The following is a 23,877-nucleotide window of genomic DNA, read 5'->3' as shown; positions in this document are numbered from 1 at the left end:
CTGATTTGTAAAACCGTTAGACTGTCAAAAAACTGATTGAGTTCATAATCATTCTCAACACACATTGTTTCGACATAGAGTAATGCTTTAGATTCAAACTATTTAGGTGCTACAGACTATTTATTAGATGCTAAAGAGTAAATTAGATACTAAAGAATAAGCTAGATGCTATAAACCCGGACACGATACACAGGAATGTTCTATATGCAGTGGAGTAAACTTAACACGCTTCTTTGCAGGCGTCTAGCGGTCAGTGTGAGAAATCACAACTGCCGCTAAACATACCCTACAGCCTTGGAGCCGCAGCTATGCTAGTGGCTCTTCTGACCCGAATAACTGACCTGCGCCAGCTCATTGGGTGAATGAGCCTCATCCTTGAGGTTCAGCCTGCGGGCAGGCATAAATGCTGTAACGCCAATGACTTTCATCATTGACGGCAAAGACCACTTACAGATTTGCATCCAAGAATGCTTTGAGCTGACCTTTAGACAAGGCACCCACTTTGGTGGCCACTACTTCACCATCACGGAATAACAACAATGTAGGGATACCACGGATACCGTATTTTGGTGCCGTGCCCTGATTGTCATCAATATTTAATTTAGTGATGGTCAGTCTGCCTTCGTACTCTTCAGCAATTTCATCCAAAATCGGAGCAATCATCTTGCACGGACCACACCATTCAGCCCAGAAATCGACCAGAACCAGGCCGCTGGCTTTTAGCACGTCAGTGTCGAAGCTGTCGTCACTCAGGTGAATAATTTTATCGCTCATGTTCTACTCCAAAGGATTGTGTCTACCTCGTTGGTGTAGCATTAACCAACAATAGGATGACTTTATTTCACCGGATACGCTTTCGTAAAGCAATAGTTAGCTGATATTCTACCACACTATGAGCAAAACACACTTGACCGAACTGAAGTTTTCCGACTTCGCCCTGCACCCGCTAGTTATTGAAGCCCTTGAAAACAAAGGGTTTCATAATTGTACGCCGATCCAGGCGTTAGCATTGCCACTCACCCTCTCTGGGCGTGATGTAGCGGGTCAGGCGCAAACAGGTACCGGCAAGACGCTGGCATTCTTAGCGTCTACTTTCCATTATTTGCTTTCTCACCCCGCAGAAGAGGGTCGCCAGACTAATCAACCACGCGCATTGATTATGGCACCAACGCGTGAATTAGCAGTACAAATTCACTCCGATGCAGAGTCACTTTCTCAGATGACTGGCCTGAAATTAGGCTTGGCTTATGGTGGTGACGGCTACGATAAACAGCTTAAAGTGCTGGAAAGTGGCGTCGACATTCTGATCGGTACTACTGGCCGTTTAATCGACTACGCGAAACAAAATTATATTAACCTCGGTGCGATTCAGGTTGTGGTTCTTGATGAAGCAGATCGGATGTACGATCTGGGCTTTATTAAAGATATCCGCTGGCTGTTCCGCCGTATGCCTTCCGTTGATAAGCGTTTAAATATGCTGTTCTCTGCCACGCTATCGTACCGGGTACGTGAATTGGCATTCGAGCAAATGAATAACGCCGAATATGTTGAAGTGGAACCGTTACAAAAAACCGGCCACCGCATTCAGGAAGAGCTGTTCTACCCTTCAAATGAAGAAAAAATGCGTCTGCTTCAGACGTTGATTGAAGAAGAGTGGCCAGATCGCTGCATTATTTTTGCCAATACCAAACATCGTTGTGAAGAGATCTGGGGCCATTTGGCTGCTGATGGTCATCGTGTTGGTTTACTGACCGGTGATGTGGCACAGAAAAAACGCCTGCGTATTCTGGAAGATTTCACTAAAGGTGATTTGGATATTCTGGTTGCTACCGATGTTGCCGCCCGTGGTCTGCACATTCCACTGGTAACCCATGTGTTCAACTATGACCTGCCTGACGACTGTGAAGACTATGTTCACCGCATTGGCCGTACCGGTCGTGCTGGCGAAAGCGGTCATTCCATCAGCCTGGCATGTGAAGAGTACGCGTTAAACTTACCGGCTATTGAGACCTACACCGGTCATAGCATTCCGGTAAGCAAATATAATAGCGATGCGTTATTAACTGATTTGCCGGCGCCAAAACGTCTGGCCCGTACCCGTACCGGTAATGGCCCACGCCGTAACTCTGCCCCACGTCGCAGTGGTGCACCACGGAATAACCGTAAGCGACCGAGCTGATAAATGATGCTAAGTTCCACCTCACTTTATGCTGCCATCGATCTTGGCTCCAACAGTTTCCATATGTTGGTAGTACGTGAGGTGGCAGGCAGTATCCAGACGTTGGCCCGCATCAAGCGGAAAGTCCGCCTGGCGGCTGGTCTGGATAACCAAAACCATTTATCACAAGAAGCGATGGAACGCGGCTGGCAATGTCTGAAACTTTTTTCAGAACGTTTGCAGGACATTCCTTTGGACCAGATCCGGGTGGTTGCAACTGCAACCCTGCGTTTGGCCTCGAATGCTGAAGAGTTCCTGCAAACTGCAACCGACATTCTTGGTTGTCCGATTCAGGTTATCAGTGGCGAAGAAGAAGCTCGTCTGATTTATCACGGTGTAGCACATACCACCGGCGGGCCTGAGCAACGCCTGGTGGTGGATATCGGCGGTGGTAGCACCGAACTGGTCACCGGCAATGGTGCTCAAGCGAACATTCTGGTTAGTTTATCAATGGGTTGTGTCACCTGGCTGGAACGTTATTTTAGCGATCGCAATCTGGCAAAAGACAATTTTGAACGGGCTGAACTGGCAGCACGTGAGATGATCAAACCGGTCGCGAAACGTTTTCGTGACCATGGTTGGCAAATCTGCGTCGGTGCCTCTGGCACGGTTCAGGCTCTACAAGAAATTATGGTTGCTCAGGGCATGGATGAACTGATCACGCTGACCAAATTGCAGCAACTCAAGCAAAGAGCGATTCAGTGCGGCAAGTTGGAAGAACTGGAGATCCCCGGTCTCACGCTCGAACGGGCACTGGTTTTCCCAAGTGGTTTGTCTATCTTGATTGCGATATTCCAGGAGCTGGCAATTGACAGTATGACACTGGCTGGCGGTGCGCTGCGCGAAGGGCTGGTCTATGGCATGCTCCATTTACCGGTCGAACTGGATATTCGTAGCCGGACAGTACGAAATTTGCAGCGCCGCTATTTACTCGATATCGAACAAGCTAAGCGCGTGAGCAAGTTGGCCGATAATTTTTTACTACAAGTAGAAAAAGAGTGGCATCTCGATAACCGATGTCGGGAGTTATTGCAAAATGCCTGTTTGATTCATGAAATTGGCCTAAGTGTCGATTTTAAACGCGCTCCCCAACATGCTGCTTATCTGATCCGCAATCTGGACTTACCCGGTTTTACCCCCGCGCAAAAGCTATTACTGTCCGCATTATTGCAAAATCAGAGTGATACTCTCGATTTATCCCTATTGAATCAGCAGAATGCGTTGCCGGTAGATATGGCACAGCATCTGTGCCGGATACTGCGTCTGGCGATTATCTTCTCCAGCCGCCGGCGGGATGATACTTTGCCAGCCGTCAGGCTACGGGCCAAGGGCGAGGCTCTTTATGTGCTGCTACCCCATGGCTGGCTACAACAGCACCCTTATCGAGCAGAAGCGCTGGAACAGGAAAGTCATTGGCAGAGTTATGTCCAATGGCCGCTGTCATTAGAAGAACTTAATTAAATTCTTTGTTATTGGGTGGCCCTGGTCGCCCTCTCCCACCGCCCTTCACACTGAAATCGCTACAAAACAATCAGATTGTGATCATCCTCAGCTTAAAAAAGAAACATTGTGTGTATTTTTATAAAACAACGTTTCTTTTTTGAAAGAGGTAACAATGCGAGCACAGATTCAACATCCACATAGCCTGGCGATGTTGGTAATAATGTCCAGTCTGATAGCCAGTGCCCCAACAGCAATTGCCGCTAAAACAAACCACCACGATGCCCCTCAACAGCTACAAGTTCCTACGCTGGCTTATGATGAGAGCAGTATTGTATTGGTATGGAAAGCACCTGAAAACACCGGTAAAATTGTTGATTATCAAGTTTATTCTGCTGGAAAGTTGCTGGGCAAAGCCAGTGATAACAATAATAAATTCTCGCCCGCCAAGCCCTATATCGATCACTTTTATGCTAATGATAAAGATAATTTCCAGCATAAGATTGTGCTACAAAACTTCACAGTAGAGGGTCTGAAACCCAATACTCGCTATCAATTCACGGTAAAAGCCCAATATGCTGATGGCTCGTTATCTGCTGCCAGCAATCTTGTTACGGCAAAAACCAGCGCCAAACCACAAATCGTTAATGTACGCGATTTTGGCGCAGTTAATGATGGCAATACACTGAATACCAAGGCTATTCAACAGGCGATTGATAGTTGCAAACCGGGCTGTCGGGTTGAAATCCCTGCGGGTATCTTCAAAAGTGGCGCGTTGTGGTTAAAAAGTGATATGACCCTCAACCTGCAGGCGGGTGCAACATTATTAGGCTCAGAAAACCCTGATGATTATCCTGCGGGCTACCTTTTATATCCTTATTCCACAATTGAACGCCCGGCCTCACTGATCAATGCCATTGACCCACATAAAAGTGCGCCGGGAACTTTTCGCAACATCCGTATTACCGGTTCAGGGGTGATTGACGGTAATGGCTGGCAGCGAGCAAAAACGGCTGAAATTACCGATGAGCTAGGCCATCCATTGCCGCAATATGTGGCGAGTAAAAACAGCAAAGTGCATGAAGATGGCATTCTGGCTAAGAATCAGGTTGAGAAGGCCGTTGCTGATGGTATGGATTTGAAAAATGCCTATGGTCAACGTCGCTCTAGCCTGATGACATTACGTGGCGTAGAAAACGTCTATCTGGCAGGCTTTACCGTACGTAACCCCGCATTCCACGGCATCATGAACCTGGAAAACCATAACGTGGTCGCCAACGGTTTAATTCATCAAACTTATGATGCGAACAACGGTGATGGTATCGAGTTTGGTAATAGTCAGAACGTAATGGTATTTAATAACTTCTTTGATACTGGCGACGACTGCATCAATTTTGCTGCCGGTACTGGGGAGAAAGCGCAACAGCAAGAACCGATGAAAGGTGCATGGCTGTTTAATAACTATTTCCGTATGGGGCATGGTGCCATTGTCACCGGTAGCCATACCGGTGCCTGGATTGAGGATATTCTGGCGGAAAATAACGTGATGTATCTTACTGATATTGGCCTGCGAGCCAAGAGCACCAGCACCATTGGTGGCGGTGCCCGCAACGTGACATTCCGTAATAATGCCATGCGCGATTTGGCCAAACAGGCAGTAGTGATGACGCTGGATTATGCCGACAGTAATGCCAATATCGACTATCCACCGGCCAAAATACCGGCTCAATTCTATGATTTCACAGTAAACAATGTGACATTAGATAATACGACCGGCAAAAACGCCGTGATTGAAATCAAAGGCGACACGGCAAACCAAGCCTGGCACCGTTTGGTACACGTCAACAATGTGCAATTAAAACGGGTAAACCCAACCGCTATCAGTGATTTACGTGACAGCGAATTTAATAACGTGGTCTTTACTGAGTTACGGGGTGATACCCCTTGGCACTTCAGCGACGTGAAAAACGTGACTGTCGATGGCAAACCAGTAACGCCTTAGCGGGTCAGAAACGGGCAGACCAATACACTGCCCGTTACTGTTTTCGCTTGCGCGACTCTTTTTTACTTACACTATTGTTTCTTCGCATTCGCTAATTGTGCACGAATATTGGCCAGATGACTCTGGCCTTTCTGCATCCGCTCTTCTGGGCTAACGGCTTTGCGCTCATCTTCCCATTTCAAGTCGTCTTGCGGTAACTCCATCAGAAAGCGACTGGGTTCCGGCCGAATCAGCTCACCATACTGCCGCCGCTCTTTGCATAAGGTAAAGAACAACTCACGCTGGGCGCGGGTGATACCCACATACGCCAAGCGCCGCTCTTCATCTACATTATCTTCGTCGATACTGCTTTGGTGCGGCAGCAAGCCCTCTTCCATGCCAACCAAAAACACATAAGGAAACTCCAGCCCTTTGGAAGCATGCAAGGTCATTAATTGCACTTGATCCACTTCTTCATCACTTTCCCCCCGATCCATCATGTCACGCAGAGTAAAACGTGTCACAACCTGAGTCAGCGTCACCGGCTCATTCAGCTCTGAGCCTTCCAGCATTTCAGTCATCCAACTGAATAAAAGATTAACGTTCTTCATCCGCATTTCTGCGGCTTTTGGGCTGGGAGAGGTTTCGAACAACCAACTTTCATAATCGATGCCGTGGATTAGATCCCGCACTGCCGCCACGGGCTCGCGTTCGACCAGCCGAATAATGCTATCCATCCAGTGCGTGAAACGCTGCAATGACTCCAGGCCACGGCCTTTCAGATGCTCACTTAACCCCAAATCAAAACTGGCACGAAACAGGCTTTTATTCCGTAAGTTGGCCCATTCCCCCAGTTTTTGAACGGTCGTTGAACCTATCTCGCGCTTTGGTGTATTCACAATACGTAAAAATGCGCTGTCATCATCCTGATTGGTCAATACCCGCAAATACGCCAGTAGGTCTTTGATCTCTGGCCGCGAGAAAAATGAATCCCCCCCAGAGATACGATAAGGGATACGGTTTTGCATCAGCAGCTTTTCGAACAATCGCGACTGATGGTTACCGCGATATAAAATGGCATAGTCGCTGTATTGGGTCTTTTTGACAAAGTGATGGGCGATAAGCTCACCGATCACTCTTTCCGCCTCATGATCTTCGTTATTGGCAGTGATCACTTTCAGCTCATCGCCATAGCCCAACTCAGAAAAGAGTCTCTTTTCAAAAACATGCGGGTTATTGGCAATCAGAATATTCGCAGCTTTCAGAATACGCCCTGAAGAGCGGTAATTTTGCTCCAGCTTGATCACCTGTAGCTGCGGGAAGTCTTCATTCAATAAGACTAAATTCTGTGGCCGCGCCCCGCGCCATGAATAGATAGATTGGTCATCATCACCGACCACGGTAAAACGCGCCCGGTTGCCCACCAATAATTTAACCATTTGATATTGGCTGGTATTAGTATCTTGGTATTCATCGACCAGCAGGTATCGCAGGCGATTTTGCCAGCGTTCGCGCACGTCCAGATTGTTTTGCAACAGTAGTGTCGGCAGGGTGATAAGGTCGTCGAAATCCAACACATTGCAGGCTTTCAAATGAGCGTCATATAAGCCGTAGCAATGCACAAACAATTTATCACGTTCAGATCGTGCCTGAGCTGCCGCGCCTGCTGGATCTAACAGATCATTCTTCCAGTTAGAGATCTGGGATATCAATTGTTGCAGTAACGTTTTATCGTCTTCCAACCACTTGTGGGTCAGATCTTTCAATAGCCCCAGTTGGTCCTGTGCATCAAACAGCGAGAAGTTGGATTTCATCCCCAGCGCGACATACTCTTTTTTGATGATTTCCAATCCCAGAGTATGAAAAGTAGCGATCATCAAACCACGTGCTTCTTTTCGCCCCAGCGTCTGAGCCACACGTTCTTTCATTTCACGTGCCGCTTTATTGGTAAAGGTCACCGCCGCAATATGTTTCGGTTGATAACCACACTGGCGGATCAAATGGGCAATCTTGTTAGTAATAACTCTGGTTTTGCCCGATCCCGCACCGGCTAACACCAGGCAGGGTCCAGTGACGAATTCGACGGCTTGTTGTTGGCTGGGATTTAATCGCATGGCACTCGGAAGCTCTGTGGGTTAACGGGGGGAACAGGATTGTAGCAGAAAGCGGCCAGCGAAAAAAAACCACCTGTGGTTTTTGATTGGTAAAACGCACGCAGCAGTCGCCCCATCATGGCCAAAATACGCTACACTGGCGCGCTTCAAGACCTATTGAAGATAACCTTCGTTCAAATAACTATGTAGTCTAAATAACTTAGTGGTGATTGTTACTATGGCAAACAAAGCTTCTGCGCTGCACATTTTGGTTGATGATGAAAAGCAGGCAAACGATATTCTGGCACAGTTGAATAACGGCGCAAATTTCCAAGAGTTAGCGAAAAAGTTCTCTAACTGCCCGTCAAAACGTAACGGCGGCGATCTGGGCGAGTTCAATAAAGGGGACATGGTTCCTGCATTCGATAAAGCAGTATTTAGCTGCGAGCTGCTACAGCCTTATGGACCCGTTAAGACTCAGTTTGGATATCACATCATTAAAGTGTTATATCGTAACTAATTTAGTCATGCGCCACCTGCACGGCGGCGCAATAATTTCTTTTCATTCCAGCGGTTATCATCAGACATAATCCCCATGTTATATAATATAAAAACATCATGGATATAATATGCCCTCATGATTTTATCTCTTCTTTCTATAAAAATACCCTACTAAACCTTACAAAAGACCACGTGTAATTATATTTAAAAATCATTTTCACACACCAAAAAACAACAAAAACCAGCCATTCCAATAAAAACAACAAGAAAGATCTCATTAACACATTTTAAATAAATGAAAAATCACTTAAAATACAATTAGTTAATAGAAAAAATATTGGTATCCTACTCTTGTAGGAACATTCCCACACAAATTGGTTCGTTTATCTTATGTGAAGTCAAGACAGCTTTCTATATTATCTCCCTCATCAAGTAACGACGTGGCGGAATAATTACCACCAACTTACTTAAATGAAAGAACGTGGAAGCTGACAAGTATACCCGAATAACATTCGTACATATAGTCGTTAACCCACTTCATATTTATTAAGTTAAGTATTCATTCAGATTTAAATATGAATGAATACTCACCCACATTTAATTATTGTATTGGAGTTTTAAATGAACAAGTTAACTTTGGCTATGGCGTTATTCTCTGCATCCACAACTGTTGCAATGGCAGCAAGTAATAATACGATTACTTTCCAAGGGGAAGTCACGGCACAAACCTGCTCTGTTACAGTCAATGGCGTTGATGCAAACCCAATGGTATTGCTGCCAACTGTATCCAGCAGCGATTTAGATGCTTCAGGGAAAACAGCAGGTAAAACGACCTTTACACTGGGTGTATCTGGTTGTGCACCTGGCCCTACTGATATTGATGTTAAAACTGTTTTCGTCGCTAACCAAGTTACAGCTTCCGGCAACTTAAAAAATACCGGCACAGCAGGAAACGTTGAGCTGCAATTACTGAAAGACGCAACAACAACTTCGGGTATCGATCTGAATAGTGGTGTGGCGCAAGATGGCATAGTGTTAAAGGCTGGTGATACAGCAGCAGAGCATGATTTTGCAGTTCAATACTATGCAACCGGACAAGCAGGCGCTGGTTCTGTAATCGCATCGGTACAATATGCAGTTTCTTACCTGTAATACCTGTTTTGCCGAATAGGATATACTTTAAGTAATTGGCGCTGTAATCAGGCAAAGTAAATGACAAATCGGTCGCAGACCTTTTTGAATAGCATTTATGCCAGCCCGCAGGGTGAGCCTCAATGAGGCTCATTAATCCCGATGATCTTCACTGTGAGTGATTCGGATAAAGTTACCCCATGCGTATTCAGCAGCGCCAAGAACCAAAAAGATAACTACTCGGCCAGTTTTATTCAGAGGATATTCCCATGATGGTTAACATGCATAGCTACAGTTATCGTTATCTGGTCATCGCTTTATTAATTTTTATGGGTATCTCTTCTGCCAAAGCCAGTGTAATCATGACAGGTAGTCGAATTATATATTCGGCGGGCGAAAAAGAGCACAGCATACAATTAACAAATAAAGATAACTTTCCCAATGCTGTCCAGGTCTGGTTAGACAGTGGTGATGCTCAATCAACACCGGAAACAGGCAGAGCACCCTTTATCGTCACGCCACCGTTCTTTCGCATGGAAGCCAATGCGGGACAAACATTGCGTCTGAAATATACCGGTAGCGGCCTGCCAACAAATAAAGAATCTGTGTTCTATCTTAATTTTTTACAGGTACCACCCGTCAATAAAGCAGAAAAAAGCAATAAAATGTTAGTGTTGATGCGTAACCGCATTAAAATATTTTATCGCCCTGAAAGTATTACGGGTAGCGTTGACCAGGTCTCCAGTGCACTGACTTTTAGTGTGCGTCAACGGGGTAAAGATGTTGTTGTAACTGGGAAAAATCCAACTGGGTTCTATGCCACCATTGCCAGCGGTGAAGTTGTTGGCGGGGGTAAAAAACTTAAAATGAAATCCGAGATGATCTCACCGATGTCTCAAGCAGAATGGGTTATCCCAAACTCATCTGTACCTTCTAATGCTATTGTTAATTTTCTGATAGTGAATGATTTCGGCGGGCAAGATACCGGTAGTTATCGTATTTAGTCGCAGCCTTTCCGGTAAAGGAAGATCTATGAGGCTTGCACGCGCTTCTGTGAAAAAAAAAATTCTCTGGACGTAAGAAAGCATTAACACTATGTATTGCTTTAATCTTACATGTTGATACGGCTTTGGCTCAGGAAGAACCAAAAAACCTCGAGTTCGATGAGTCTCTCTTCTTAGGGACAAATTTTGCCTCCGGTTTGAATCAACTCAATAAAGAGAATTCGGTCACCGCCGGGAATTACGATGCTGTCGATGTCTTGGTTAATAACAAACCGTTTAAACGCACTGCCATTGAATTTGTAAAGAACGCTGACTCATCAGAGGTTTACCCCTGCCTGAGTGATGAATTCTTAACTGCGGCTGGCGTTGTTCTTACTGGCAAAGACAGTACTGCAACCAAAGAACCTAATACGCTCAAAACAGAAGCCGCCCCCTCGGATACGGCTGCTTCGTCTACAGAACAATGCAAGCCACTGGCTGAGCGGGTAAAAGGTGCCTCTTTTAACTTTGACCAAGCCAAACTTCGTCTAGAATTGTCGATTCCACAAGCTTTGTTGCAAAACCGGCCCAGAGGTTATATCGAGCAAAGTGAATGGCAGGAAGGCGAAAAGCTCGCATTCATTAACTACAGTTCCAACTTTTATCGCAGCGAGACGCAGTCTCAGCAAAACAGCACCTCTGATTACGGGTTTGTTGGCCTAAAAAGTGGCCTCAATCTCGGGTTATGGCAATTACGCCAACAATCAAACGTGCGCTATGCCAATAATAATAATGGCAGCGATACCCAATGGAATAATATTCGTACTTATGTCCAGCGCCCTATCCCTCAATTGGATAGTCAATTAACGCTGGGCGAAACCTTCACCGACAGTACGTTATTTGGCACCATGTCGTTCCGTGGTATTAAAATGGCAACTGACCAGCGCATGTGGCCTGAGTCAATGCGTGGTTTTGCTCCTGAAGTCCGTGGTGTTGCCAACACTAATGCGCGGGTGGTTGTGAGCCAGAATGGGCGCGAAATTTATGAAACCACCGTTGCACCCGGCCCCTTTGTTATTAACGATTTATACAGCACCACCAGTCAGGGTGACCTCAATGTTGAGGTTATTGAGGCAAATGGTAGCCGTTCAACATTCACCGTGCCATTCAGTGCCGTACCAGACTCCATGCGTCCAGGTGTTAGCCGCTATAATGCAGTGGTCGGGGAATCTCGTGATTTCACCAATATTGATAACTATTTCACTGACTTCACCTATGAGCGCGGCCTTACCAATCAGTTGACAGCGAACAGTGGCCTTCGTTTAGCGCAAGACTATACGGCACTCCTTGTCGGTGGCGTATTGGGTACCCCCATTGGGGCTTTTGGCCTCAATACTACCTACTCTCATGCGAAAGTTGAAAATGATGACACGCAGAATGGCTGGCGGATGCAAGCAACCTATAGCCAGACATTTAATCAAACCGGGACCACATTTTCATTGGCCGGATATCGCTATTCAACCAAAGGATATCGCGATTTAAATGACGTTTTTGGTGTGCGCTCAACGCAAAAAAATGGCGGGACATGGGATTCAACAACCTATAAACAACGCAGCCAGTTTACGACCTCAATTAACCAGACGTTGGGCAATTATGGTCAACTCTCTGCATCAGCGTCGACCAGTGATTATTATAATGATACGCAACGAGATACGCAGTTACAGCTAAGCTACTCAAATAGCTACCAAGATATCAGTTACAACCTTGCCATTAGCCGTCAGCGCACTGTTTATACCTCAACCCAATATAATTGGGATGACGATACGACGAATCAGACGACAACGCGCTACGGGAATACTGAAAATATTGCGACGCTAACTGTGTCTATCCCACTCAATATTGGCAATAAAAATCAATATTTATCGATGTCTGCTAGCCGTAATCCAAAAAGTGGTAATAGCTATCAGACGTCATTATCAGGTACCGCTGGTGAACGAAACAGCTTTAACTATTCAGTGAATGCCGGCTATGACGACAGCAATATCAGTGGTAGTTCAAATAACTGGGGGGCGAATGTGCAAAAACAATTCCCTAATGCGACCGTCAATGGCAGCTATTCCCGTGGTAGTAATTACACCCAATATGGTGTTGGTGCTCGTGGGGCCGCAGTAATTCATAGTAAAGGTGTGACACTCGGGCCTTATTTGGGCGAGACCTTCGGTTTAATTGAAGCGGATGGTGCTCAAGGGGCAACAGTACGAAATGCACAAGGGGCGAGGATTGATAATAACGGATTTGCCTTGGTGCCTGCGTTAACACCCTATAATTACAATACCGTTGGTTTGGATACTAAAGGTATTAATCGCAATACTGAACTGAAAGAGAATCAAGGCCGCGTCGTTCCTTATGCCGGGGCCGCAGTAAAAGTCAAATTCGATACTCTGAAAGGCTATGCAGTGTTAATTCAAACCCAAACCAATGACGGCGGAGGGTTACCACTGGGTGCCGATGTTTATAACAGCAAAAATGAAATTGTCGGGATGGTAGGTCAAGGGAATCAGATCTACGTGCGTGTAAAAGACGACAAAGGCTTACTTTATGTGCGCTGGGGTGAGAGCAGCAGTGAGCAGTGTGAATTACCTTATACTTTTGATGGTCAGGATACTGAGCAGGATATTATTCATATAACAGGCAGTTGCCACCGTTAACAATTATGAGAAAAATAATGTTAAGAACAACAGAGCAGTTAATATCTTGCGAACTATCACGGTCAACAGCCACTGCCTGTCACCGCCGCCAGCGTATTGTGGCTGGAATGATATTATTTATAGGGTTATGCAGCACCTCAGCATGGTCAACCTGTACCCGGATTACGGTACAAAGTCAGCTTGGCGCTGGCGATGGTACGGCAAGCGACTGGGCGGGCTCTCTGGATTATAATAATGGCTCACTCGGTTTGCCGGGCATTATAGACCTTAGCACGGCGGCGAATTTTCAACCTGACGGTACGTTATTGGCCGCAGGTACCTCTGACTTCACCACCTTTGCCCTGAATACCGGTTATGACCCTAATCGGGTGCTATTTCGCTGTGATGCAGCCGACGTTGATCAACTCTTCGAGATGTATGCCACTAACGGGGATAATGACTTTGGTGGTAAAAATGAAGACGGCACCATTGCCGGTAATGTTCCCTCCGGCTTTGCTACGTATGTACGTAATGTTGTCATCAGGCTTACAAACCTATCAACAGGCGAGTATTACTCCCGCTTATGGAAAGGGCGGCGCTTAACCGGGCTGGATAAAGACAGCAGTGGCCGTATTTTAGTCAAAGCCAAAAATTTCAGTAATCTGTATACCGAACTGTTTCGCATTGATTATGCCCGTGCTGGCACTAACAGCGCAGCCTCTTACCTGTATGCCTATACCCAACCAAATGCTTATATCGCGTTTAAAGGGCCAGGGATTAGTGGCCCTATTGAAGGAACGGACTCAGTATCAAACTGGCCCGGCTGGTATGCAATGTGGCCTGCCTCTATTGGGTTGTACAATTATGTCACGTTCCGGCGCACCACGATTTGTGCGGTAACCAATTTTACCCCAACAGTAGTATTACCGAGAATTTCTGTGGCAGAACTGAACAGTGGTGGCACCACTTCGGCTGAATTTAGAGTAGATTTTCAATGCCAGACCGGCGTGACATCTGGTGTCACTTCTGGCACGGTAGCCATGGGTTTCCTGGTGCCAGCAGCAAATGCCGCCAAAGCGCAAGCCTTGGGTTTAATGAATGGCAGTGGAGGGATTAGCCATTTGGTATCAGATAGTTATGGCTCTCCAGGCACAGCGAGCGGCGTTGGAATTCGTATCTACCGGAACAATGCCCCAATTTATCTGTTATCAAAGAATGTAACGCTATCGGGTAACAATGGCGGTTGGTATGGCATCTTCCAGGGTGCACAAGAATTAACCGGCGCGGTGAGTGGTGGCAACAGTTACACTGAGAGTTTTCGGGCTGAGTTAACTAAAATCAGCGGGCAAACTGTGACAGCAGGAGCAGTAAATGCGCATGCGCAAGTGGTTATACGTGTCCAATAATGTGATGTTGAAACGTGTAAATAGTAAGATGAGCGGCTGGCTTCTATTACTCATAATGGCCTGTAGTCTGCCCGCCACAGCAAGCGTAGTTGCAGAAAGGACACGCGTTATCTTCAGCGAGGGTAATACGGAAGAATCGCTGCAACTGGTTAACAGCAATAGCTACCCGGTGGCGGTACAGGTTTGGGTGGATGACGGTGATTTAGCGGCAACTCCAGAGAAATCTATTTCACCGGTATTAGTGTTGCCCCCGCTATTTCGGTTACAACCACAGGCACAACGCAGCCTGCGATTAATCTTATCGGGCGCCAGTAAATTACCTGTAGATAGGGAATCTGCATTTTGGCTCAATGTTTACGAAATCCCGCCAAAGGCAACGCCTAAAACGGAGGACGAATCTCTCGTCACACTGGCCCTACGCATGCAATACAAAGTATTTTACCGCCCTAAAAGCTTACAAGCCCCAGGCGATACCTTAGGTAAAGCGTTAACCTTTACCCTTGAGACAAAAGGCGATACCGCCCTGATTCGAGTTGATAACCCGACGCCTTATTATGCATCATTAGCTTCATTAACATTAGGCTCAACTGAAAGCTTGCCAGATATGGTTGCTCCTTTTTCCAAGCTTGATTTTCCACTCAATCGTTTTCCCCCCGCTGGCAGCAAGACCGTCAATTTTGTCCTAATTGATGATTTAGGTAACCGAAAGGCATTTAGCAACAATTTAAAATAAAAACCTTAATGAATATAAACTGCCGCAAAGACAGTTTATATTCTGGTTTCGGGTTACCATGGACAGCCGCACACCTTATTCTTACTCTACTTCACTTCGTATTGAGTCCTACACACCAATGCTATAATCCATTATTTAATCCTCTATTCTATTAAACCTCATTATATTTAGAAACTATAGAAATCACTCCATATGCATTTCCAGTGCGGCATCTGATTGTACGATACCGCCTTCAATAAAACTTTCAGCCAGTTGTAATTGACGCCTAATTTCCCGCTCATTACATTTTTTCAATCGGGCAATAGAGGCTTTAGATTGCCCATACACATAATGTCGCAGGATCAGTTCCAGTTCTTTTTCTCGCGAGGCTCGCTGTAAATTCCCTATTGTTTTATCAATAACCAATCCGTCATTATCGCAACATGACTCAGCCGGTTTATTTCTCATTACCATGCCCTTAAAACCATTGGCAATATGGGGATAATCCAGATGAATATTTTCTCTGGCCCATACTCCCCAGCGCGCCAACACAGTTTGAATGTTACTCATTACCTATCTCCTTTTATATTTAAATACCTTTTTATTTAACTAATATCGCCTCACAATACTCGCGAAAACAGACTTAACCAACCAGTGAGGTATATCTATTAATAAGATTGAAAACAGATGCTATTCTAATAGATTTCAATATTCAGGCAGGCGATAAATGAGAACGCCCCAATAAACTTACATAACGGATGCCCTCATCCAACCAACGCGCCTGCAACTTGAAGGATTTATCTGTGGTGTGTTAAACCACGATCAACACCTTACAAGATTTTTTTCGGGCCGAGATAGCATTAATTTAATTAATTTCCCCGCCCATGAGATGAATAGGTATTTTTGAAAGAAAAGTCAACACATCCTCACCTTAATTATTTTAAAGTTACATCACATAATTCACACATCATTTATATAATAATAAATCAACCCAATATAAACCGCCGACAATGTGGGTTATATTATTATTTAGCTATATAAGTTACTCTTTGAATCCAGGTTTGCCATTTTCGGCCCGCCATTTTTTAATGAATTCAAGAATACCTTCGGGACTATTATCAACGTCTGAATCGGGATAAAATAGCAATCCATTCCCGTGAGGATGCTCAGTGAGCATTACAAAATGATGAATAAGAGCATCATGTTCCTTCTCTGAAACATCTACGGCCAAAATTTTTTAAAAAAACTAAAAATTCCAACTCAGTATATTCACTTATACTATTTTTTAATTCCATTACTCGCCTCCATTCTTTGAGTGAATATTTACATGTCGTTTTGGTGTCATTACCCTTATATTTTCAATGTCATAAACTGCACCATCATCACGAATAAATTTAATATGATGAAGCTCAAATTTCTCTCTTCCTCCTACTTGCTCAGTTGGTATTGGATATGGAGCATAACCACGTTTCATTCTATTCTGGTTTAAAGGTGAGAACTGCCCAGATAGCTCAGGATCATTCGCAACCTCCTGCCAAAACGCTGCCCTAAATCTATCAAAACTACTGAACTTCCTGCCACGTAATTTATCGGCAATCTGTACTGGGATGGGTGCTCCCAGCTACTAATAATCTGAGGACCAAATGATATAATAAATGAGTGTTTATGTTTTTATTAACTAATTAATAAAATATAAACCGCCAGAAAGGCGGCCTATATTATAATTTTGGAAACCAAGTGGCCAATAGTTAAATTTTTGATATGGCCATTTTGATTTCTTCCAACAACTGGTTAAGGCTAAATCCTAAAGTGCTGGAGTAAATGGGATTCTCCCAGTCATCATGTCTAATAGACATAACTTTAAAATAACCACTCTCGTCAAAAGAGGGATACCAACCAACATCAACAATAGAGCCATTCAGATATTTTATCTGTAGTAGATCCTCATCAAGAAGGTCAATAACATCTGACAACCTATCATCTTTTTGAATAGAATGCAGATCGTTATATATATATTCAGCATTACTTATATATAATACGTCATCAAATAATTTTAATTCTTTGTTCATTTTATTAATCTCCTGGATTCGGCTTCACCAATTGGATGAGAGTGAATAACACCCCCCGATTCTTTAGTTACTACCCAGCAAGTTTCCTTTCCTTTATATGCACCTTGAACATCTCTAAATTCCTTAACTTTCCAAGATTGACCATTAGTTACTGAAATCCCTGTCAACCAAACTTCTTGATCAACTTCAGGGATATTAACACCTTGTTTGAATTTTGCCGGACCTGATTTAGTCGAGTTAACAATATCGTCCCACTTCATATTCTTGGGTGGGTAATGTTTGAAACCATGAGAATACGACTCTTTAGATTTACTTAGATAAATATACACCGGTTCCAGCCCCGACGCTGCCGGGAACCAAATGATGTAATAAATAGAGTATTTATATTTCAGCAACTAATTAATAAAGTACTTATACTTATCTATTGTAATGATATTTTTAAAATGTGGTTGAATAGATATCATCCAGTTCTATGCTACTTCACCCCCGTAATTCATCGTATCATCCAAAGGAAGCTCTAATATCTCGATGATAGTATCATCACCCCCAAAATCCTTATAAAATCTCATGCCAACTAACACATCAGTTTTTATCAAACCAAATTAGTCGTAATTTTAGCCCCACAATTCATATCATAAATATATTCACATTAATATCATAATCAGTAATCATAAAAAACAACCAGTAACATCCTTGTTCACTGATTATTAATTACAATAAATTTTTAGTAATGTTGAACATTATTCCGCATCGTATTTTTTGTCGGTTACGAATTTCGGTTCTTTCCAGTTGGGACCTTTGAGTGTATGCCCTTTATCATCTTCAGCCAACTTACCTTCTTTTATTAACCTCTGATATGTAAATAAAAGCTCTCGGTTAGCTACCACATCAAAATGATATTTCACATACATTCGATCAATACCTTGATATGCTGTATTAGGAGTGAAGGCTAATAGAACATCTTCGACTGTTTCATTTTTAATTATTTTTTCCATATTTGACATTATTTATCTCCTAAATATTTTTAACTCTGCTTTTATATATGCATCCTCAGCTTCTGGCGTATATAAAGGCTCTTTTTTTTCATTAACCTTATAGTCCTCCAGAGTTGCGGTATGAGCGTCATTCCAAACAGATTTATCATTAACACCATCCGGCACCCCTAGCGCACGATATCGTTCTAGCTCTCTGATTTCATGAGTATAAAAGCGTTTATCAATATCAGTGGCCGTGAGTTCCCCCATCAAGATTCGCTCCAGCCGCTCGATCATCAGCTTATTATCCTCTAATTCATCAAAACTACTGAACGTCCTGCCACGTAATTTATCGGCAATCTGTACTGGGATGGGAGCTCCCAGCCACTAATAATCTGAGGACCAAATGATATAATAAATGAGTGTTTATATTTTATTAACTAATTAATAAAATATAACCCGCCAGAAAAGCGGCCTATATTTTTACTTAACGATATAAGTTACTCTTTGAATCCAGGCTTGCCATTTTCGGCTCGCCATTTTTTTATTTCACTCACGACACCTTCAGGACTATCATCCTGATGAGCTTCTGGGTAGTAGATAAGATCAGACCCGGCAGGATGCTCACATAGTCTTTTAAATTTAAGAAGGTTTTGAATATCGTCTTCTTCAGATGTATTTTCCACATTGAACAGTTTTTTTACGAACTCTAAAAACTCAGATTCCGTGTAATCAGATATAGTGTTTCCTTCCATATTACTTCACCTCTTTATGAATTTTTATATGCCTCTTAGGCGTTAACACTCTAATATTATCAATATCGTAAACGGCACCACCTTTACTGATAGGTTTCACATGATGCAGTTCATGTTTTACCCGACCACCGACTTGCTCACTTTCTCTAGGCGATGGAGCCTTGCCATTCTTAATATTCCCTAAATTACCAGATTTAAACTGTTCCGATAAAGTTGGATCTTTAGATATTTCCAACCATAAAGCCCTACGAAACTCACCAAAACTACTGAACTTCCTGCCACGTAATTTATCGGCAATCTGTACTGGGATGGGTGCTCCCAGCCCCTTACCCGCCTCTGCCAACCAAACGCCTGCAACTTGCTGCCCACGACCGGTTACTTCACCCGGCTCATCCCGTGGCGTTTTAAGATAAATATACACCGGTTCCAGCCCCGACGCTGCCGGGAACCAAATGATGTAATCGTGGAAATCACCCTCTTCCAGAGCCAGAAATATTAAGCTCGGCTTGGTAGCCAGGAAGGTGATATCAGCCCCAGTATGCGACGGAACAACCGGTGCACTGGGCGGTTGTGGCAATACCGAGCTGATATCCATGCCGGGCGGTTGTGCTGGCGTAAAAATAAAGGTGCGTGGCGGCTGACTGTCGGTGGTAAAAGTATAAACACCTTTTGATTGATCAAATTGGGCAGTGGTAACCTTTACCTTAGCGGCAATATTTGCGGCACCGGTTTTTACTGCATAAACATCCGTCCAATCATCCTGACCCGTCATCAGCATTCTGACAGGAAGATCAATTTCACCTTGCTGCGGTAGCGGTGTTGCAGGGGGTAACCCCATTTCGCTAAGCGGGAAACTACCCACAAGTGCAGGTTTATCTGGCCCTCCTACCTTGGTTGGGTAGAAACCAGAACCAACAGTCATTGCTATTGGTCTAGCTAACAAGGTGGGAGCAATCGTACTGAATCTCGCCAATGCTGTCCGTAACGTGGCGCTAAATCCTCTGGCTACCGGGGAACTTAAGGCAATCGTCCCCATTCCTACCCCGGCAAAACCAGGCGTATGGGTACTTCCTTTCGGATGAGCGGGTAAAGAAAAGCTATTGTTACGAATAGCTATTTGCTGTTTAGCAAAGCCGTCTGCCGCTTGTGCCGCCAGTCGCTCACGCTCAACGCGCTGTTGCCATTCAGCTATCTCTATTGCCCGCTGCTCATCCTTAAGTCGCCACCGTTCTGTTACTTCGGCATTCCATTGCTCAAACTCAGCAGGTCGCAACCATTCTGCGGTTTCTGCCGTCAAAGATACATTCTCAACATTAGCTCTAACCTGAGTTAAATGCTGCTCAGCGTTATTGACGGCATTTATAGCCATATCTAATTGGTGTTGAATAGAATCTAAAGCCAACTGAGCCGTGTTAATATTAGCCTGATAAGCCAACAGGTGTTTACGCAACAGATCATAATGCCCAATCGTTAACGCCTGCATGAGCAACCCAGCATGATATCCATAGTATTCCATCTCTTCTGGACTCATGCCATCAGGGAAGGGATCAAAGGCTTCACCGCCAATATTTAATAGATTCTCCAGCTCCTGGCGGTTCTTTATCTCAATGTCGAACATAAAACGGTATCTAGAGCTACTCGATATAGAGATGAATTCTTCGATTTCATCTCTAAAAGGGTATCGATCAGGATCGTCTAAAAGACGCCCTTCCCAGGTCCCCTTAAGCTCATCCAGTGCCGCCTGATAGGGTACAATATTATTCTGCTCCTGGGCCAAAGCGTCATTCGCCTGGCTTAACTGGTATTCCGCCGCTTCAACCGGATAATTGGCATCCCATTGTGCTTGTTTTTGCCGATTTTCCGCCTCCACCTGCGTAATCTGCTCTGGCGTCAATACAGTCGTGACCGAGATATAGACCGGGTCGGTATTCGTTTCTACGGGGAAGTAGACAATCGCGTCATGGCTGTGGCTCCCCAGTGGAGAAAATACCGGTGTTACTGGGCTATCCCTCACCTCACTAATACCGCTTGGTTGCATTGCCGTGGGAGGGGAGGAACTCGTATCAACATGGATGTGGATAGGTGGCATGCCATTGAGGATCTGAGCGGTAAATACCCCTGTCCGATCAGTGGGTTTCGCCTGCACCACTGGCACCGCAATCGGCACATGTTTGGATTTCACTATAGCGATTTTCTGCACGCCATCCTGTACCACATCATGCAACCGGACATCTGCCACTACCGCAGGCTGCGTAGGTAACTGTGCAAGTGGCATGGTCGTGATCTTGTCGGCAGGCAGCGTGACAACGGTACGCCGGATCACTGACATATCATCTTTCGCGATTTCAGAGGGTGCCAGCAACATGCCAACAACCCCGGCGAACCGCCCGGCATAAGGTGCCGCATCCACGGCAAACATCGCCATCCGCGTAAGAGCCAGATCAAGTGCCGCAGCAACTACCTTTGGTTTAAGCAGCGTAAACCCCCATTCACCAGCAACCAGTGATAGGGGAACGGCAACACCAGGGACTATTGCTACTTGTAGCTCTGGCCTTTGTGCCAGATTATCGTTGCCATCAAATAGACTCGGGCTGTAGTGGCGAAGAGGGCCGTAGGGTGTTTGTGATACTCCCCATCCCATGCCACTGTTGGGGTTTCCGCCACTGGTTGGGCCACGGCCATCAAATAGACTCGGGCTGTAGTGGCGAAGAGGGCCATAAGGTGTTTGTGATACTCCCCATCCCCTGCCACTGTTGGGGTTTCTGCCCCCGGTTGGGCCATGCCTACCATGCCCCATTATATTACTGTGTCCTTTTCCCATACTTTATTTCCTTATTTAAACTTTTATAATTAACGAGAATATTTACTGCTAAATCTATTTGTCTTTTCTCACCCCCTTAACATTATTTAAATGCCATTATTTTTTATTATTCAGCTTTGCCAGACCCTCAAATAAAAACACCTCGCTAATTAGCGAGGTGCGTGATTACCTTCATAATAATATTGTGATTGATAGCGTTTAATACTGCATTTATCTGCGATGTGTTAAACCACGATTAACACCTTACTGGATTTTTTTCGGGCCGTGATAGTATTAATTTAATAAATTTTTGTATTCGAGAAATGTACTAAATCTGAGATAAAAAAAAGCCGCTGCCATTATTTAATGGCAGCGGCCTGTTTCACGCAGAGTTAAACGCCGCTAACAACGCAGCGGCGTCAAAGACAAAAGGGACTTAGCCCGCAACTGCGATACGTTTCATATCGGTCATATAGCCACGCAGTTTGTGGCCTACGGCTTCAATTGGGTGGTTACGAATGGCTTCATTCACATCACGCAATTGCGCGTTATCAACCGCAGTACCGGCAACGCTCTTACCCAAATCCCCTGCTTGCAGTGAATCCATGAATTTGCCTTTCAGCAATGGAACCGCTGCGTTAGCGAACAGGTAGTTACCATATTCAGCCGTATCAGAAATAACCACGTTCATTTCATATAAGCGCTTACGAGCGATGGTATTGGCGATCAATGGCAGCTCATGCAGAGATTCATAATACGCAGATTCTTCAATGATACCGGAATCAACCATGGTTTCGAATGCCAGCTCAACGCCTGCTTTCACCATAGCAATCATCAGTACACCGTGGTCAAAGTATTCTTGCTCTGAGATTTTGCCATCGAATTGTGGCGCATTCTCGAATGCTGTTCTGCCGGTCTCTTCACGCCAGTTCAGCAATTTAACATCGTCTTGCGCCCAGTCAGCCATCATGCCGCTAGAGAAAGCACCAGAAATGATGTCATCCATATGCTTTTGGAACAGCGGAGCCATGATTTCTTTCAACTGTTCAGACAGCGCATAAGCACGCAGTTTAGCCGGATTGGACAGACGGTCCATCATCAGCGTAATCCCGCCTTGTTTCAGCGCTTCGGTAATGGTTTCCCAACCGAACTGAATCAATTTCTCGGCATAAGCCGCGTCAGTACCTTCAGAAACCAGTTTATCGAAACACAGCAACGAACCGGCCTGCAACATACCACACAGGATAGTCTGCTCACCCATCAGGTCAGATTTTACTTCCGCAACGAAAGAAGACTCCAACACACCAGCACGATGACCACCGGTTGCTGCCGCCCAAGCCTTGGCAATCGCCATGCCTTCGCCTTTTGGATCGTTTTCCGGGTGAACCGCGATCAGTGTCGGCACACCAAAACCACGTTTGTATTCTTCACGAACTTCAGTACCAGGGCATTTCGGCGCTACCATCACCACAGTGATATCTTTACGAACTTGCTCACCCACTTCAACGATGTTGAAGCCATGAGAGTAACCCAGTGCCGCGCCATCTTTCATCAGTGGCTGAACCGCTTGAACCACTGCGGAGTGCTGTTTGTCTGGTGTCAGGTTAACCACCAAATCAGCCTGTGGGATCAAATCTTCGTAAGTACCTACTTTAAAGCCATTTTCGGTCGCTTTGCGCCATGAAGCACGCTTCTCAGCAATCGCTTCTTTACGCAGAGCGTAAGCCACGTCAAGGCCAGAATCACGCATGTTCAAGCCTTGGTTCAAGCCTTGTGCGCCACAGCCGACGATCACCACTTTTTTACCTTTCAGGTAGCTTGCTTCATCGGCAAATTCGTCACGTGCCATAAAGCGACACTTACCTAATTGCGCCAACTGCTGACGCAGGTTCAATGTGTTGAAATAGTTAGCCATGGTATTACTCCGTTCGGGTTCTGTTTTGTGGGTGCAGCTATTTATTTTGGTTACTGCAAACGAATATTGTGTTTGTGTAGCTAATGTTGTGTGTTGCTGTTTTTCACATCCCCTGTCTGGGCCGGGGATTATCTTGGATTTACTATATGACAGGAAACACATTGCTGAAATTGATATATTAACAATGTGACGTTGCAGATTCTGCAATACAG

At 44.9% G+C, this 23,877-nt stretch carries 21 protein-coding genes and 1 pseudogene; 9 read left to right on the top strand and 13 right to left on the bottom strand.

Annotated features, from left to right (window positions below; translation table 11 throughout):
• Positions 1–447: 447 nt before the first annotated feature.
• Positions 448–774: a thioredoxin TrxA gene (trxA, locus tag EL015_RS00885; RefSeq protein WP_004714235.1), complete on the bottom strand. Its 327-nt coding sequence runs from the start codon at positions 772–774 to the stop codon at positions 448–450.
• 118 nt (positions 775–892) lie between these two features.
• Here trxA and rhlB point away from each other — a divergent pair, with 118 nt between their 5' ends.
• The 3 genes from rhlB (at position 893) to EL015_RS00870 (ending at position 5,660) form a co-directional block, all read left to right on the top strand.
• Positions 893–2,179 (top strand): ATP-dependent RNA helicase RhlB, encoded by a 1,287-nt coding sequence (gene rhlB / locus EL015_RS00880; RefSeq protein WP_005190253.1) that lies wholly within the window; start codon positions 893–895, stop codon positions 2,177–2,179.
• A gap of 6 nt (positions 2,180–2,185) precedes the next feature.
• Complete coding sequence (gene ppx, locus EL015_RS00875) at positions 2,186–3,679, top strand: exopolyphosphatase (protein ID WP_032907429.1); 1,494 nt, start codon at positions 2,186–2,188, stop codon at positions 3,677–3,679.
• Between the two features lie 154 nt (positions 3,680–3,833).
• Positions 3,834–5,660 carry a glycosyl hydrolase family 28 protein gene (locus EL015_RS00870; RefSeq protein WP_005190257.1) on the top strand — a complete coding sequence of 609 codons (1,827 nt, stop codon included), beginning with the start codon at positions 3,834–3,836 and terminating at the stop codon, positions 5,658–5,660.
• A gap of 71 nt (positions 5,661–5,731) precedes the next feature.
• On the opposite strand, the gene rep is transcribed toward EL015_RS00870, so the two are convergent.
• A complete protein-coding gene (gene rep, locus EL015_RS00865) occupies positions 5,732–7,753 on the bottom strand; it encodes a DNA helicase Rep (RefSeq protein ID WP_005190258.1) in 2,022 nt (673 codons plus the stop codon).
• A 217-nt stretch (positions 7,754–7,970) separates the two neighbouring features.
• Between rep and ppiC the strand changes: the two genes are divergently transcribed.
• The 6 genes from ppiC to EL015_RS00835 all read left to right on the top strand — a co-directional run bounded on the left by ppiC (position 7,971) and on the right by EL015_RS00835 (position 15,173).
• Positions 7,971–8,252: a peptidylprolyl isomerase PpiC gene (ppiC, locus tag EL015_RS00860; RefSeq protein ID WP_004704164.1), complete on the top strand. Its 282-nt coding sequence runs from the start codon at positions 7,971–7,973 to the stop codon at positions 8,250–8,252.
• A gap of 602 nt (positions 8,253–8,854) precedes the next feature.
• On the top strand, positions 8,855–9,385 hold the full coding sequence (locus EL015_RS00855) for a fimbrial protein (RefSeq protein WP_005190260.1): 531 nt from the start codon (positions 8,855–8,857) through the stop codon (positions 9,383–9,385).
• Positions 9,386–9,636: 251 nt separating this feature from the next.
• Positions 9,637–10,368, top strand: a complete 732-nt coding sequence (locus EL015_RS00850; protein ID WP_032907432.1) for a fimbrial biogenesis chaperone — start codon at positions 9,637–9,639, stop codon at positions 10,366–10,368.
• A 95-nt stretch (positions 10,369–10,463) separates the two neighbouring features.
• Positions 10,464–13,055 (top strand): fimbria/pilus outer membrane usher protein, encoded by a 2,592-nt coding sequence (locus tag EL015_RS00845; protein WP_080547923.1) that lies wholly within the window; start codon positions 10,464–10,466, stop codon positions 13,053–13,055.
• Positions 13,056–13,162: 107 nt separating this feature from the next.
• On the top strand, positions 13,163–14,440 hold the full coding sequence (gene stbD / locus EL015_RS00840; RefSeq protein ID WP_005190267.1) for a fimbrial usher protein StbD: 1,278 nt from the start codon (positions 13,163–13,165) through the stop codon (positions 14,438–14,440).
• Positions 14,406–15,173 (top strand): fimbrial biogenesis chaperone, encoded by a 768-nt coding sequence (locus EL015_RS00835; protein WP_032907414.1) that lies wholly within the window; start codon positions 14,406–14,408, stop codon positions 15,171–15,173. The genes stbD and EL015_RS00835 overlap by 35 nt, the downstream gene beginning before the upstream one ends.
• Positions 15,174–15,356: 183 nt before the next feature.
• Here the strand turns inward: EL015_RS00835 and EL015_RS00830 are convergent, their stop codons facing one another.
• The 11 genes and pseudogenes from EL015_RS00830 to ilvC all read right to left on the bottom strand — a co-directional run bounded on the left by EL015_RS00830 (position 15,357) and on the right by ilvC (position 23,665).
• A complete protein-coding gene (locus EL015_RS00830) occupies positions 15,357–15,722 on the bottom strand; it encodes an antiterminator Q family protein (protein WP_005190274.1) in 366 nt (121 codons plus the stop codon).
• Between the two features lie 472 nt (positions 15,723–16,194).
• Positions 16,195–16,447 (bottom strand): annotated as a pseudogene (locus EL015_RS00825) (bacteriocin immunity protein).
• Complete coding sequence (locus tag EL015_RS22060; protein WP_330154877.1) at positions 16,447–16,761, bottom strand: HNH endonuclease signature motif containing protein; 315 nt, start codon at positions 16,759–16,761, stop codon at positions 16,447–16,449. Before EL015_RS22060 ends, EL015_RS00825 begins: the two are co-directional and overlap by 1 nt.
• Before the next feature lie 139 nt (positions 16,762–16,900).
• Positions 16,901–17,221 (bottom strand): hypothetical protein, encoded by a 321-nt coding sequence (locus EL015_RS00815; RefSeq protein WP_005190279.1) that lies wholly within the window; start codon positions 17,219–17,221, stop codon positions 16,901–16,903.
• Positions 17,218–17,550, bottom strand: a complete 333-nt coding sequence (locus EL015_RS00810; protein ID WP_032907416.1) for a hypothetical protein — start codon at positions 17,548–17,550, stop codon at positions 17,218–17,220. Before EL015_RS00810 ends, EL015_RS00815 begins: the two co-directional genes overlap by 4 nt.
• A 141-nt stretch (positions 17,551–17,691) precedes the next feature.
• Entirely contained in the window at positions 17,692–17,802 is a 111-nt protein-coding gene (locus EL015_RS21835) for a colicin E3-like toxin immunity protein (protein ID WP_371112999.1), read from the bottom strand.
• A gap of 159 nt (positions 17,803–17,961) precedes the next feature.
• Complete coding sequence (locus EL015_RS00800; RefSeq protein ID WP_032907418.1) at positions 17,962–18,225, bottom strand: hypothetical protein; 264 nt, start codon at positions 18,223–18,225, stop codon at positions 17,962–17,964.
• Between the two features lie 3 nt (positions 18,226–18,228).
• Complete coding sequence (locus EL015_RS00795; protein ID WP_330154876.1) at positions 18,229–18,579, bottom strand: pyocin; 351 nt, start codon at positions 18,577–18,579, stop codon at positions 18,229–18,231.
• 116 nt (positions 18,580–18,695) lie between these two features.
• Complete coding sequence (locus tag EL015_RS00790) at positions 18,696–18,950, bottom strand: bacteriocin immunity protein (protein WP_005190289.1); 255 nt, start codon at positions 18,948–18,950, stop codon at positions 18,696–18,698.
• A 1-nt stretch (position 18,951) separates the two neighbouring features.
• Entirely contained in the window at positions 18,952–21,771 is a 2,820-nt protein-coding gene (locus EL015_RS00785) for a colicin-like bacteriocin tRNase domain-containing protein (RefSeq protein WP_032907420.1), read from the bottom strand.
• Between the two features lie 415 nt (positions 21,772–22,186).
• Positions 22,187–23,665, bottom strand: coding sequence for a ketol-acid reductoisomerase (gene ilvC, locus EL015_RS00780; RefSeq protein ID WP_005190298.1), 1,479 nt, complete (start codon positions 23,663–23,665; stop codon positions 22,187–22,189).
• Positions 23,666–23,877 lie beyond the last annotated feature (212 nt).

The organism is Yersinia intermedia, from assembly GCF_900635455.1.
GTDB classification, from domain to species: Bacteria; Pseudomonadota; Gammaproteobacteria; order Enterobacterales; family Enterobacteriaceae; genus Yersinia; species Yersinia intermedia.
The sequence above is the reverse complement of the archived record's forward strand: the minus strand, read 5'-3'. Positions and strand labels throughout refer to the sequence as shown.